Raw genomic sequence first — 14646 nt, forward strand, 5'->3', positions numbered from 1 at the left:
TGGCAACGCATAACACAATAGTAACCTGATTGTTTTCTGTTAAAATAGCTTGGCTCGCTAAAAAACGTCTATTTTTTAGCGAAAATGCTTTTAAAGAAGCCAATACCAGCGCGCTGTCTTTGTCACATTTGTCACAATAGTATCCAAAGAAAATATTTGTAGATAGCTATTTGATAGTTTTCTTATGACAACGCGCTCAGTGCAAGTCTCCCATACATGACCGCAGGATAGCTTTATTATGTCTTTATGCTCAAGTATTTTTTATAAGCGACTGACGTATCTGATGCTCAGTGCTACGGCCAGCACAGTGCTCCTTTTGAGTGGCTGTAGTGATAGCAGTGATGCTCAGGCAGATACTGAGGTCGCGGCAACCGATTTATCTGTGTTTGCAGGCTGTTATACAGTGAGTCAAGACGAGCCTGCGCAAATAAAGATTAGCCAACAAGACGGCGCTTGGGTGATGCAGATGAAAGAGCCTGCAAGTGCTAAGCGTGTGTGGGATGAGCCTGAAGCGTTAGAAGTGATTAAAAATAGTGATATACCGCAGTTTTTCTCTATTGATCCAGATAATGTCGATGCGGTCATTGGACGTCCTGATCGAGTGCTAGTATTGGCGCATGTCAAGCCTGCCTATGCCAATATCGACCCACTCTTAGACAGCGAGTATCTGTCTTATATTTACCGAGGTGCTAACACCATCTATCGAGTAGAGTGTGACGACGTCAATACCGATATATTGGCCAATCCACACGCCAACATCATTATCGATAATGTGAATGAGAGTAGTTAGATAAGTATTGCTCATAGGTAGCATAAATATCGTTGATGATCAGTCGTATTTTTCCAAAACGATCTTGCTACAAGCCTTTAAATCAGTAGAGTCAAGCTATATGAATTTTTTTAGTTATGTCGTGTTAGGTGGGTTTTCTTATGCCGCGGGTTGGGCGATAAGAACGTATGTATTAGAAAAGCAGCCGAAGACTGACCAACCTTATAATCTCAAGCATCCTGCTATTTTGGCGTACTTGGCTGGGTTTTTTATCGTTATGCTGATTGTCTCTTGGTTGATTGGTCGCTATATTTTAGGTCATGTGGCGATTGACTTACCGTTTATCATCGTCAATAGTCTGGTTGCAACTTTCGTGTACTCGTTTGGCCTCAATCCAGAAAAAGCGAGCTACGATGTGCCGAATTAAAATCTGACGTTTGGAGGTTGAACCGTTCAGCGTCAGATTGATTAAAGCAACAAAAAAGCCACAACCAAGTGAGTGGCTGTGGCTTTTTTTAAACTGCTAATTATCGGTTAAGACATAACTAGTTATGAAGCCTTTTTGAGATCAGTACTGGTTTCATTGTCATCTTCATCATCAGTGCTGCTGTTATCATGACTGATCTTGTCTGTGTACTTGTCATTTTCCGATGTGCTTTTGGTGCCTGATTGTTCTTGTTTCCACGACTTGTATTTTTGCAAATCTTTTCTGGCCTGTTTTAGGCAGAACTTGAGCACAAGTGCGTCATCGATATAGCCGATAAACGGAATAGAGTCTGGGATAAGGTCAATAGGGTTTAGTGTGTATATTGCGCCAACCACGCCAGCTGAGATGGTTCTAAAAGGAATCTTACGATAGTCACCTTTATAGTAGTCTTTGATTAGACTCATAAATAGCATCAAATCATCACTAAAAGGTTCAAGATAACTATTGTCTTCTAGCTTTTCTTTAAGTTTGTCTTCTTTTCCAATCAAGTATTTCAAATTAGAAACGAGTGTTTTTTCTTTATCATTTTTCTTGGTAAACATAATTGTTGCCTTTATTTTTGTGCGATGAATTTGTATCTACAGTAACAAACATACTCGCCCCATGTTGTATGTCTCGGTAGCGAAAAAGTAAATATAGGTAAAGGCTTGGGTAACTTGACTGCTGGCAAGATGCGTTACAATGTTTGAGTATGACGGCTTCATTTGTGATGTGCGCTACTGCAAAAGATGACAATGTATAAATCATAAAAACAAAAATGTATAGGTAGTAACAACGTATGGGTTCAAAAATACCGTCCATCCAGCAATCAATAGAAGATAAAAACCTACAGTCAAACCTAGCTGATGAGCTTAATGTTGGCCTAAACCGTCGACAGTTTTTGCGCCGAATAGGTGTTGGCGCAGGTGCTGCGGCATTAGCAGCGCAAAGTATTCCTCACGCATTGGCTGCCAGCCTCATTGAGGCAGATAATAGCTCGCAGCTGACCAAAGACGATCTGCCGACTGCATTGTTGGATGAGCGCTCAGCGCAAACTTCTCTAATAACAAGCTGCCCTACGCCCACGATTGAGACCAGACTGTTTGCCAGCTCCAATGTGGGCGGCAGTGATGAGCGCAATCAGTTGGCATTAGATCGCATGAGCTGTGCTGGGTTTAAAATAAGTAATCCCGATATTACCAATCGTCAATATTTGCGCTTTGCAGGTACGGACTCGCAGCGTGCCAGTGACTTCCAAAACCTCGCGACCGGAGCGATAGCAGCGCCAAAACTGCTTTTGGGTGTGCGCGGTGGTTATGGTGCGATGCGTATATTACCCATGGTTGATTGGACAACGCTTGGGCGTATTATGAAAGAGCGCGGCACGATACTCGCAGGGTTCAGCGATGTGACTGCGATCCAATGTGCGCTATTGGCGAAAGGGGCGATGAGTTCGCTTGCCGCGCCCATGCTTTATAGCGAGTTTGGCAAAACTGCGCCTGATCAAATCAGCTGTCGCCAGTTCGCTGAGGCCTTAACGGATTCTCATTTAACGATCACCATACAAGATGCGTCTTTAACCAGTCAGCAACTGCCTACCATACTCACAGCGGGCGAGCCCAAAGTGCTCACTGGTACGATTTGGGGTGGCAACCTAAGCGTGGTGTCAGCGCTAGCAGGTAGTGAGTATTTGCCGCGCATTGAGGGCGGTATTGTGTTTTTAGAGGATGTGGGCGAGCAGGCGTATCGTATTGAGCGTATGCTGTATGATTTGTATTTAGCGGGTGTGTTTAAAGGTCAACAAGCGATTGTGTTTGGGGCGTTGTCTGGTTCAGGTGAGGACAGCTATGACAAGCGTTATGATGTTGCCACAGTGATTCGTCAATTACATAAGCTGACTGGATTACCAATTTATAGTGGCATGCGATTTGGTCATATCGGCAAAAAACAAAGCTTTCCCCTTGGCGCAACGTGTCAACTGACGCCCAATACATCAGGCGGCTACCAGTTGTCCTTTAGCGATTATCCAATCATCAAGGCGGATGCTATCCATGTCGAAGGCCTATGGCAGAATATGTAAACATGCATGATCACTAACTAACAGACTCTAAATCGCCAGCCGTGAAAACTTATCTTGATATTCCTTAGGCGTCAACTCTGTTGCCCGTTTGAACAAGCGAGTAAACGAAGAGATATCGTCATAGCCGACTTGATCGGCAAGAGACTTGATACTCACATCCCCCAACTCGAGCAAGCGCTTGGCTTGCTCGATTCTGACGGCCTGAATATATTCAACGGGTCGCATCGCGACGCTGGCCTGAAAGCGTCTATTCAAAGTGCGCGGAGTGATATTTGCCATGGCAGCTAGGCTGCTGACTTGTATTGGCTGCTGGAAGTTCTGCTCAATGAATTCTTGCACTTGTTTGACCAGTTGGTCTGCATGCGACTTGTGCAAGGTCACATTGGTATAGCTGTTTTGATTGCCTCGTTTGCTATCAATAATCTGAGTTTTTGCCATCTGGGTCGAGATCTCCCGCCCGCAGTAGCGCTCTATTAATAATAGCCCCAAATCATAAAAGGCGCTGCCGCCTGCTGCACAAAATATACTACCCAGCTCATCGCTTGCATGAGTGACAAACTGGTTCTCTTGTAAGTCCACCAGTGGAAAGTCTGCCTTAAATTTATTGGCATAGCCCCAATGGGTGGTGGCGACTTTATGATCTAATAGCCCTGCCTCCGCCAAGAAAAAAGCCCCGCTACAGTTGCTGGCAATATCCGCGTTGGTATGCGCCAGTCGCTTTAGGTGCGGTAGCAGCTCACGGTTTTGCCTGAGTACCTTGTCTATAGAATCGCCAATGGTGGGCACCAGCAACAAGTCGCACTCCGTGACATCTTGGATATCGCAGTGCGCTCGCATCATTAAGCGGTTGCTACATCTGATATCACCGCCGCCTAAGCTTGCGATCTGCACCTTAAACCTAGGTTCAACAGCTTCATTTGAAAATCGCTGCCAGCTAACCCCTGTAAATGAAAATAAATCTAAGGCACCAGCGAGCACGCTCCCAAGCACACCATCGAAGCCAAGAACGATTACATTAAATGGTTTGAAATAGGGCATCAGTTACTCGCATCTGTTATTTTTCTCACTAATCATAACGTCCATAGGAGAAATTATTTCCAAATTTATGTCACATTTGACCATGATTATGTCATAAATGACAATACGGCAGTGCGCTAATTTAGATTAATATCAATTGATAAGCATTAACCCCCTTTGTTTTGCCTGACTCAATGATGCCGTAAATATCACAGATAGGGTCATGACAGAGGGTGATAATACAAACGGATTTGCCTGATTTACGATCGTTACATGTAATCAAGAGAAACTAAAAGAGACGACTATGGCCGCAGACACCCTTATCAACGACTTTGAGTTACCGTTCCAGCTGTACGATGTGCTAGGAACACAAACCCTCACCGAACACGCAAAGTTCTCAGAGCACAGCCGCGAGACCTTTGATGCGGTATTAGATACCGCAAATAAGATCGCAACAGATTTGTTTTTACCGCACAATCACTTGGCAGATAAGAACGAGCCGCAGTTTGATGGCAAAAAAGTCAGCATGATAAGCGATGTCAAAGTCGCTTTTGATGCGTTTCGTGACTCAGGTTTTATCGCTGGTCGTTACAGTTTTGAAGACGGTGGTATGCAGCTGCCTGAGACAATCATGACCGCGGTGGCAGGCTATTTTATGGCAGCCAACCCGTCGACGACCGCCTATCCATTTTTGACGACAGCAGCCATCAATGTCATTTCTCACTTTGCCAGTGAGGATATCAAAGCCGCCTTTATGCCGCGTATGCTAACAGGCGAGTTCACTGGTACCATGGCGCTGACAGAGCCGCACGCGGGCTCGTCACTTGCTGACATCAAAACCACCGCGGTTAAACAAGACGACGGCTCGTACCGCATCAAAGGCAGCAAGATTTATATCTCAGCAGGGGACCATGAACTGTCTGACAATATCGTGCATTTAGTATTGGCCAAGATTCCCGGTGGCCCTAGTGGGGTAAAAGGCATCTCCTTATTTGCGGTGCCAAAGTATCGCTTGAACGATGATATGTCTGTCGGCGAGCGCAATGACGTGCATTTGACGGGTCTGATTCATAAACTTGGCTATCGAGGGGCAACCTCGACGGCATTGAGTTTCGGTGACGCCGGCGATTGTCACGGTTATTTGATCGGTGATGAGCATTTTGGCCTGCGTTATATGTTCAAGATGATGAACGAGGCGCGTATTGCAGTTGGATTTGGTGCGGCGATGATTGGCTATCGCGGTTATCAGTATTCGCTTGATTACGCCAAAGACCGAACGCAGGGGCGCATTGCACCGAATAATAAACCTGAAGATGATGCAACTGCTATCATCCAGCATGGTGACGTCAAGCGCATGCTGTTGGCACAAAAAGCCTATTCTGAAGGTGGTATCTCCTTGTGCTTATACGGCTCAAACCTAATTGACCGTATCAATACTTGCGAAGACGACACCCTAAAAAACGAGCTAACCGAATTGTTAGATCTGCTAACGCCCGTACTAAAAGCATGGCCGTCTGAATATGGGCCAAAAGCCAATGATTTGGGTATTCAAGTATTGGGCGGCGCTGGTTATACGCGTGAATATCATGCTGAGCAGTTTTGGCGTGACAATCGTCTCAATCCTATTCACGAAGGGACAAATGGCGTACAGGCACTAGATTTGTCATTTCGTAAGTTGTGGCAAAAAGGTGGTCTTGGCATTCAGATTCTAAAGCGTGAAATCACGCAAGATCTAGAAAATATCACCACGCCTGAGACTGCGGCACTCGCGGGTAAATTAACGCCTTACATGGGTCAGCTGCATGAAGTGCTGGTGCATCTAAGCAAAGTGTTGCAGACAGAAGAAGCCATTACGCTTACTGGTAACGCCCAAGCGCTGATGAATATTTTTGCCTCGATCGTGCTTAGCTGGATTTGGATTCGCCAAGCCAGTAAAGCCGAGCAGCTATTAAGCACGACGCAAGATATTGAGCAACAAAACTTTTATAAAGGCAAGGTACAAGCAGCGAAATACTTTATCGATTGGGAACTACCATTAATCAACCGTGATATAGCCATTTTAAACAACACCAATTCTGTTTGCACTGACATGCAAGCGGACTGGTTCTAAGAACAACGCTAAGGAAAGAGCAATGACAACGATAAATAAGCAGTGGCGACTAAAAACAAGACCAGTTGGCGCACCAAGTGCTGAAACTTGGGAGTATACTGAGACAGAAATACCGACTATCACCGATGGTCAATTACTGATTAAAATTGATTATATCTCTATCGATCCTGCGATGCGTGGCTGGTTAAATGATGCCAAATCATATATCAAACCTGTCCAGATTGGGGACGTCATGCGTGCCGGTACGGTGGGCGAGGTGATTGAAAGTAAGCATGAGAAATTTGCCGTTGGGGATTATGTCGCAGGTCACAATGGCGTGCAGTCATATGCGGTCAGTGACGGCACAGGATTGCATAAAGTTGATCCAAATCTTGCACCGCTACCTTACTATTTAGGCGTACTTGGGATGCCAGGTATGACAGGGTATTTTGGTTTGCTCAAAACAGGTCAACCAAAAGCAGGCGAGACCGTTGTGGTATCAGGCGCTGCGGGTGCCGTTGGTAGTTTGGTCGGTCAGATTGCCAAAATCAAAGGCTGCCGCGTCGTTGGTATTGCAGGCGGTAGCGAGAAATGCAAATTCTTAGTTGATGAGCTTGGGTTTGATGCAACGATCGATTATAAAAACGAAAACGTCAAAAAAGCCTTGAAGCAAACTTGTCCAAATGGCGTCGATGTCTATTTTGATAATGTTGGCGGTGACATTTTAAACGACGTACTTACTCAAATAAACCTACATGCGCGTATCGTCATCTGCGGTGCGATCAGTCAATACAACAACACGGAAGCCGTCAAAGGCCCATCAAATTATTTATCACTATTGGTCAACCGCGCCCGTATGGAAGGCATTGTGGTGTTTGATAATATCAAAGAATATCCAATCGCGATGAAAGAGATTGCAGGCTGGATTCAGTCAGGCGACATCAAAGTAAAAGATCATATCGTTAAGGGGATTGAGACATTCCCTGATACGCTTATGATGCTCTTTAACGGTGAAAACTTCGGCAAACTGGTACTTAAAGTAGAGGAATAACTCATGACACTGAATACAAACGGAATTGCATCAGATGTAACGGGTAAGCGTATTTTGATCACAGGCGGCGCATCAGGCATCGGTGCGGCAAGCGCGCTGCTACTGGCCAGTCGCGGCGCAAAAGTCGTGATCGGTGATATGGCAGAAGAGATGGGTGAGTCTGTTGCCCAGCAAGGCCGAGATGCGAGCAACAGTATCGTCTTCAAAAAAGTAGACGTGACCAGTGGTGATGAAGTGCGTGCGTTGTTTGACTTTGCGGTAGAGACGCTAGGCGGCCTAGATGTGGTGGTCAATAACGCGGGTATCGACCACAAGCCTTCGCCCATGCATGAGCTGAGTGATGAGGACTTTGATCGCAATATCGCCGTCAATCTAAAAGGGGTCTGGCACTGCATGCGTGCCGCTATCAACTGTATGATACCGAACGGCGGTGGTCATGTGATCAATGTGGCGTCTATCGCTGGTCTGCGTTCTGCGCCCATGATCTCAGCCTATAGTGCCGCCAAACATGGCGTGATGGGTCTGACCAAGTCGGCGGCCCATGAATATGCACGTGCCAATATCCGTTTTAATGCAGTCTGTCCAAGCTTTATTGATACGCCAATGGTACGCAATACCATGGCAACCATGAATGAACGCGCACAGCAAGCAACCGTCAAAGCCAGTCCGCTGCGCCGTTTAGGCGAGGTGGACGAGGTGTCTGCCGCGATTGCATGGTTAGCTAGCGACGAGAGCAGCTTTATGAATGGCCATGCCTTTACCTTGGATGGCGGCATGTTGGCATAATTTGTGCGAAAAACGTCTAGAATATTTAAAACTATAAGGAATAACGATGAAGGATTTATTTGATTTAACCGGTAAAATTGCTCTAGTGACAGGTGCGAGCCGCGGTATTGGTGAGTCTATTGCTCGTCTGCTGGCCTCAAGAGGCGCGCATGTGATTGTCTCTAGCCGCAAGATCGACGCTTGCCAAGCAGTCGCAGATAGCATAAAAGCTGACGGTCATAAAGCCAGTGCCTTTGCCTGTCATGTGGGAGACATGGAGCAAATTGACGCGATTTTTGAGCATATTAAAAGTGAGTTTGGTCAAATTGACATCTTGGTCAATAACGCTGCAGCCAACCCGTATTATGGCCATATTTTAGATACAGACTTAGCCGCTTTTGATAAAACGGTTGAGGTAAATATTCGTGGTTACTTCTTTATGTCAACGGCCGCTGGCAAAATGATGAAAGAGCAAGGCGGCGGTGTTATATTGAATACGGCTTCGGTCAATGGACTGGTGGCAGGTGATAAGCAAGGCATTTACTCAATTACTAAAGCGGCAGTTATTAGCATGACCAAGGCCTTTGCCAAAGAATGTGGTCCACTTAATATCCGTGTGAATGCGTTATTACCAGGCCTGACGGATACCAAGTTTGCCTCGGCCTTGACGACCAATGATAAAGTCTTAAAAATGGCACTACATTCGATCCCGCTAGGGCGTGTGGCAGAGCCTGATGAAATGGCTGGTACTGTATTGTATCTGGTGTCGGACGCTTCAAGCTATACCACAGGCGCGACTATCGTTGTCGATGGTGGCATGCTGGCTTAATTAGCTAATCTATAAGACATAGGTTAGATAAGAAAGTAATTGTTTAAAACTGCATGAGATAAATTTTCATGCGGTTTTTTTGTTTTCATTTTTAATGAATTGCATAGTTACTCTGCATACCTTGTCATTGAATAGACTATTAGTGCGAAGTAAAAATGGGCTATACCGTGGCATAATTAATTTAAATAACCAAAAGGAGTCAAATATGGACTCATTGACCAATCATAAAATAAATACTATTTCTCAAAATAAAACATGGCTATTCGTGCCAGCGACTCGCATCGATAGGATAGAAAAAGCCTTTGCTAGTGGCGCAGATGCCGTGATTGTGGATTTAGAAGATGCCGTTGCCAAACAAAACAAAGCGGCGGCTCGAGAGGCGTTAAAAAACTACTACGATGAGCAAAATGCAAAGCAAACTTATCGGCCCATTTGGCTGCGTATCAATCAAGCAGGTAGCGAAGAGTTTTTCAAAGACATCGTGCTTTGTCAGAGAATGCCTAACTTGGCTGGTGTGTTATTGGCTAAGGCCGAGCGCGCCGAAGATATCGACAGCATACATCAGCTGACAGGTTTACCTGTAATCGCTTTGATAGAGAGTGCCATCGGGCTATACCAAATCGATAGCATGGCAAAAGCAGTAGGTTTGGCCGCTTTTAGCTATGGGTTTTTGGATCTGTGTAATGATCTACAAGTACAAGTAGGGACGCCATCAGCCGAGATAGTTGCCAATCAGATTCGCTATCAGCTTATTTTGACCTCAAAAGTACATCAGCTATCGCCGCCAATCGATACGATTTATCCTGATTTTAAAGATGAGTCAGGGTTAAGTAATCGAGTAAATTTGTGGTCACAAATGGGTATGGCAGGGATGTTATGCATTCATTCTAAGCAAGTTGCCACTGTGCAACAAGCCTTGCAGCCGATAGACAAAGCGCTTGCGTTTGCAACGCGGGTGATAGAAGAGTATGAGAAAAGCGGGCAAGCGGTGTTTAAAATAGATGGCGAGATGGTCGATGCGCCAGTGATTGCGCGCAGTCGTCAACTTTTGAAGAAGCAGCGGTTATTAGCAAAGTAGCAGGCAAAGCTATAATGCTTTATTATGAGCCATATCTACTCGTATATAAAAGCACATTATGATTTTTATCAATAACCAGATTAGCCTCAATGATAATGAGGTAGAGATTAGTGCCATACGCGCACAAGGCGCAGGCGGGCAGAATGTCAATAAAGTCTCCTCTGCCATCCATCTACGTTTTAATATTCACACCTCAAGCCTAAGCGATGCGTACAAACAACGATTGCTAGACAGTAAAGACAGCCGTATCACCAAAGAGGGCGTACTTATCATTAAAGCACAGCAGTTTCGTACGCAAGAGCGCAATAAAATCGATGCGCTTGAACGGCTGCAAAGCTTTATCAATAAAGCCACGCATGTCAATAAAACCAGACGGCCCACCAAACCAAGTCGGAATGCCAAACGCAAACGGGTGGATCAAAAAACCCAGCGCGGCAAAACCAAAGCTTTACGCGGTAAAGTAGATTTCTAGAGAATTTGTGATACTAGCTTTTGTCATTGAGAGGTTTTGCGACACAACAGCTATACAGCAAAAGTCATCGTAGATTATGGCGGTTTTTGAGTCTATAGTGGTATAGGCGAGAAATTATCACCTATACCGTTATGCTAGATTAAATAGTTATTTAGAATGCGCCATTAAGTCCAATAAATAGGCTGGTTGAGTCATCGTCATCACCTTGTGAATGTGTGACACCAGCATTAGCGTTTAATAGACCAAAGTTTCTAGACACTCCAAGTGTCATGGCAACGTTATCATCATCAGTTTCGACCATAGGTGTCTCAAAACTAATATTAGATAGTGTATTCAAACTTGCTGTTACCGCTTCGCGATTGTCACTCAGCTGCTTTTGATAATGAATATCACCAAATAAGTTGAGGTTCTCCGTCAAGGTATGATTGGCTTTGAGACCAATCTTGCCGTATGTCGTAGAGTACTTCTGCTCATCGAACTGCATGGCAACGCCAGACATCTCTTTTTCTTTGAGTCCGTCAATTTTTACGCGGCTCGCTGTTGCACCGATATAAGGTGTGACGGCAATATTACTTACCTGCAATGGGTAGCCTGCCTGCAGGTTGGCATAATAACGTTTACCATCAGCATTTGACTTGAACTGTTGTTGGTTGCTACCAAGTGTGACAGCACGTGTGACATCGACATCCATGTTGCCAAATCCTGCAGCGCCATTTATCTGTAAATCACCAAACTTGTTGCTATGATAGACACCAAAACCAACTTCTCCTAGATCAATATCACTTAAACCTGTGCCGACATCTGAGTTTTCAAAGTCTTTTTGGGTGATGTTACCGTATAAGCCTGTCACGGCATTGGCTGAATTAGGATGAGCAAAATCTACACCAAGTAATACTTGGGTATTATTATCACTATCAAACCCTGCAATGTCTTGATTGGCGACTTCACCGACAGCCCATAGTGTACGGGCAGGTTTTTGCGCACTGCTTTGGATTTGGTTGACGTGTGACTGTAAGCGCTCATTGGTTGCAAGTCCGGTTGTCGTTGCAATATGAGGTAGTACACCGATTAGGCTAGGGGCAGTGACAACAGCATTTGCATAGTCGGCGATCAGTTGGTGGGTAGCACCTGTTGGATGAATGCTATCAGCGAAAAAGTAGGTTTCGTTGGCATCTGTTTCTACAAGAGTGTTGCGTCCACAAGTTAGAGAGCTATTGTTGTCACCACAAGCTTCATCGGTGACATTAGTGAAACCATACTGAGCAGGCGATGCAATAATCTCTTGAGTCAAGCTAAACATATCTAGCGGTATGATGTTCGCACCAGTAGCTGCTACGCCACTAAGCATAAATTGATTATATAGACTAGTAGCGCCAGTACTTTGCGCTTGTGCCATAGGCCCTTGATCAATAGCTCTAGGCGTCAGACCGATATCAGGAATATTAGGTACTAAAATGTAGTTTGCGCCATTGTCTTTTAGTATATTAATTGTTTCGGCCTGGCTCGCTACTGCGCCAAGTATCGTAGCTTGGGCATTAGCAGGATTTTCAGCCACCGCAAGCAAGTCGTTTGCACCTGCCCACACGACATAAAGTCCATTAGGATCTACTTGATTATTATCAATATAATTATTAACTTGGCTATTGGCAGAGGCCACCGGAATACCAAAAGCAGTGACATCTACGCCTGCTCTTGCACCACCAATTGCATAATTATTACCTGTCTGACTACCATCATAAGTATTGGCGACAGCAGTAGTACCTAGTTGTTCAGCGAATGACGTTGCCCATGTATTATCAGGGTTAGTAGTAAATTGACCTGACTCTTCAAGCCCAAACGCACCTTGAGTGAGGGGGCTAAAATATCCGCCATCCGTTAAACTGTCGCCAAAAAAGGTGACACTGTCATAAGCATTTGCGTGAGAAATACCAGCGATAGATAGGCTGATGGCAAGCATGCTTTTAGTGAAAGTTTTGAGAGTAGTATGACCAACTATGGAGCGAGCGGTATTACGGGGCATAGCGACATCCTTGTCATTAATGTAATAGATTGTCAATCGAGTGTAACTATTTTTTAGAAGGCTAGCAATCATTTTGATTACAACATCAAAAGAGTATTGTCTTATTTTTACAACTTTTGTATAGTCAATCAATATTAAAAGTGGTGCAAGGCGGACGAGTGCAAGTACTACAGTAGTAGGCTAAACGAGTCTAACGCTGTAACACTTTAATAGTGGTTCGACCATATCCTTAAAAGAAATCTAGCAAGCTTTGCAAGGCTGTACTATTACCTAACCATTTTATTACATACATCACTACTTTTAATCATTCACAAAGCATCGTTATCAATAGATAGATTACACTTAGCCAAGTCGCCGACTCAACTCAGGGAAGCGTTTTATCATAAATAACATTAGGAGCAGAGCGATACTCGCAATAGCCGCGCCGACATAACCCACGCTTGATATCGAGATATGCGTCACTGCATAGCCACCAAACAAAGCGCCTGTTCCAATACCTAAATTGATAATACCTGAGAACATCGCCATCAGCATGTCTTGTGCATTGACATCGACCATGATGACTTTTGCCTGCATTGAGATAATCAGTAGCATGAGTGCCGCGCCCCATAGCAGTGCACTAACACTAAGCGCCCAAACAGACGTCACGACAAACAGCAATGTCAGCATAGAGACAAGTATTAATATCGTAGATACCAGCATCAATTGGGTGTTATGTCTATCACCCCAACGACTGAATATCATACTACCCAAAATCCCAGCGGCACCAAATAGCAATAACATAAAAGTCGCTGCGTTTTCGCTAATATTACCGACCTGACGCATAAAGGGTTCTATGTAAGAGTAGGCCGTATAGTGTGCGGTAAAGACGAGTAAGATAAGCAAATATAGACAGACCAGTAAGGGGTTCTTGAGTAGTTCTGGAATCTTTCTAAAAGACCCCTCAAACATACTTGGTAAGGTAGGTAATAGTCTCGCTTGCAAAATAAAGACGACAAGCGCAATGACACCAATGCCGCCAAATGTCGCGCGCCAACCAAACCATTGACCAACCAACCGTCCCAACGGCACACCGAGTACCATCGCAAGCGACGTCCCAGTCGCGAGCACACTCAGCGCCATGGCTTTCTTGCCTTCGGGTGCCACACGTATGGCGATTGCTGCTGTGATGGACCAAAATATCGCATGCGACAGCGCAATCCCAACTCGGCTAATGAGCAGTACGTCAAAACTCCATGCAAATACAGATAGCACATGACTGGCAATAAAGACGGCAAACAGCCCTAAGAGTAACCGTTTGCGCTCAAATCGACTGGTCAATAGCATCAGCGGCAATGACATCGCTGCCACAATCCAAGCATAGAGCGTCAACATCCAGCCCGTTTCTGCTGTGGTAATAGAGAAGTCTTGGGCGATATCGCTCAATAGCGCCACAGGGACAAATTCTGTGGTGTTCATAATAAAGGCACTAACGCCCATCAAAAATACTTGAAAATACTGAGTTCGGCGAGCGTTCGCGCTCGCCTCAAGGTTATGTGTCATAAAATCCAATACAAAGCAGGTGCTAATACAGCGGGTGACAAGTCAAGGTGGGGTAGGTATTCTTGGAATACAAGCGTCGCGAGGCAAGATAGCAAGCCAAAGTCGATTGTAAAAGATGTTTTTTGATAAGGATTGTTAACCTAAAGCTCAGCATGAAAGGCCTAGGAAAAGAGAGTTAATAAAAAATACGCAATAGATATAGGAAAATAAAATTCAATATTAGGTTTTTTTAATCTAAAAACCTAACCATTTACTATTGAAAAATAAGTAAACATATCGGTATTTATTTTCTGCTATCTGTTGTGCTATCATCATTGAACGATCTATCGTGGGTTTAACAGTTTTGTTATTGCCGTCCGTGACAACCGTTTCATGGCAGCGTGATAAACCTTGCAACTTCCAGCACGATATAAAATAACCCTGGTAAAGCGCATGAGCCTGTACTCCGACAACCTCATTTGTGCCTGA

At 44.7% G+C, this 14646-nt stretch carries 13 protein-coding genes; 9 read left to right on the forward strand and 4 right to left on the reverse strand.

From position 1 onward, the window contains the following. The first annotated feature begins 238 nt into the window (after positions 1–238). Positions 239–790: a hypothetical protein gene (locus AC58CZ_RS03485; protein WP_425301286.1), complete on the forward strand. Its 552-nt coding sequence runs from the start codon at positions 239–241 to the stop codon at positions 788–790. Between the two features lie 100 nt (positions 791–890). Beyond that, positions 891–1196 (forward strand): hypothetical protein, encoded by a 306-nt coding sequence (locus AC58CZ_RS03490; protein WP_186475518.1) that lies wholly within the window; start codon positions 891–893, stop codon positions 1194–1196. 122 nt (positions 1197–1318) lie between these two features. On the opposite strand, the gene AC58CZ_RS03495 is transcribed toward AC58CZ_RS03490, so the two are convergent. Beyond that, on the reverse strand, positions 1319–1798 hold the full coding sequence (locus AC58CZ_RS03495) for a YkvA family protein (RefSeq protein WP_284719503.1): 480 nt from the start codon (positions 1796–1798) through the stop codon (positions 1319–1321). Between the two features lie 236 nt (positions 1799–2034). Here AC58CZ_RS03495 and AC58CZ_RS03500 point away from each other — a divergent pair, with 236 nt between their 5' ends. Next, on the forward strand, positions 2035–3315 hold the full coding sequence (locus AC58CZ_RS03500; RefSeq protein WP_494223404.1) for an LD-carboxypeptidase: 1281 nt from the start codon (positions 2035–2037) through the stop codon (positions 3313–3315). 27 nt (positions 3316–3342) lie between these two features. Here AC58CZ_RS03500 and AC58CZ_RS03505 read toward each other — a convergent pair whose 3' ends face one another. Continuing rightward, positions 3343–4353, reverse strand: a complete 1011-nt coding sequence (locus AC58CZ_RS03505) for a GlxA family transcriptional regulator (RefSeq protein ID WP_277077711.1) — start codon at positions 4351–4353, stop codon at positions 3343–3345. 283 nt (positions 4354–4636) lie between these two features. Between AC58CZ_RS03505 and AC58CZ_RS03510 the strand changes: the two genes are divergently transcribed. From AC58CZ_RS03510 to arfB, 6 genes are all read left to right on the forward strand, one after another. After that, positions 4637–6442 (forward strand): acyl-CoA dehydrogenase C-terminal domain-containing protein, encoded by a 1806-nt coding sequence (locus AC58CZ_RS03510; RefSeq protein WP_494223403.1) that lies wholly within the window; start codon positions 4637–4639, stop codon positions 6440–6442. 22 nt (positions 6443–6464) lie between these two features. Then, positions 6465–7472: a zinc-binding dehydrogenase gene (locus tag AC58CZ_RS03515; RefSeq protein WP_494223402.1), complete on the forward strand. Its 1008-nt coding sequence runs from the start codon at positions 6465–6467 to the stop codon at positions 7470–7472. Between the two features lie 3 nt (positions 7473–7475). Beyond that, positions 7476–8258: a glucose 1-dehydrogenase gene (locus AC58CZ_RS03520; protein ID WP_494223401.1), complete on the forward strand. Its 783-nt coding sequence runs from the start codon at positions 7476–7478 to the stop codon at positions 8256–8258. Between the two features lie 46 nt (positions 8259–8304). Beyond that, positions 8305–9066, forward strand: coding sequence for an SDR family oxidoreductase (locus AC58CZ_RS03525; protein ID WP_198331300.1), 762 nt, complete (start codon positions 8305–8307; stop codon positions 9064–9066). Between the two features lie 205 nt (positions 9067–9271). Beyond that, a complete protein-coding gene (locus AC58CZ_RS03530) occupies positions 9272–10144 on the forward strand; it encodes an aldolase/citrate lyase family protein (protein WP_494223400.1) in 873 nt (290 codons plus the stop codon). Positions 10145–10202: 58 nt separating this feature from the next. Beyond that, positions 10203–10616: an alternative ribosome rescue aminoacyl-tRNA hydrolase ArfB gene (arfB, locus tag AC58CZ_RS03535; protein WP_071001818.1), complete on the forward strand. Its 414-nt coding sequence runs from the start codon at positions 10203–10205 to the stop codon at positions 10614–10616. Between the two features lie 151 nt (positions 10617–10767). Here the strand turns inward: arfB and AC58CZ_RS03540 are convergent, their stop codons facing one another. Continuing rightward, a complete protein-coding gene (locus AC58CZ_RS03540; RefSeq protein WP_223335271.1) occupies positions 10768–12636 on the reverse strand; it encodes an autotransporter domain-containing protein in 1869 nt (622 codons plus the stop codon). Positions 12637–12978: 342 nt separating this feature from the next. After that, positions 12979–14178 (reverse strand): sugar transporter, encoded by a 1200-nt coding sequence (locus AC58CZ_RS03545; protein WP_223335272.1) that lies wholly within the window; start codon positions 14176–14178, stop codon positions 12979–12981. Positions 14179–14646 lie beyond the last annotated feature (468 nt).

The sequence above is a fragment of the Psychrobacter sp. CR212 genome (genome assembly GCF_059693765.1).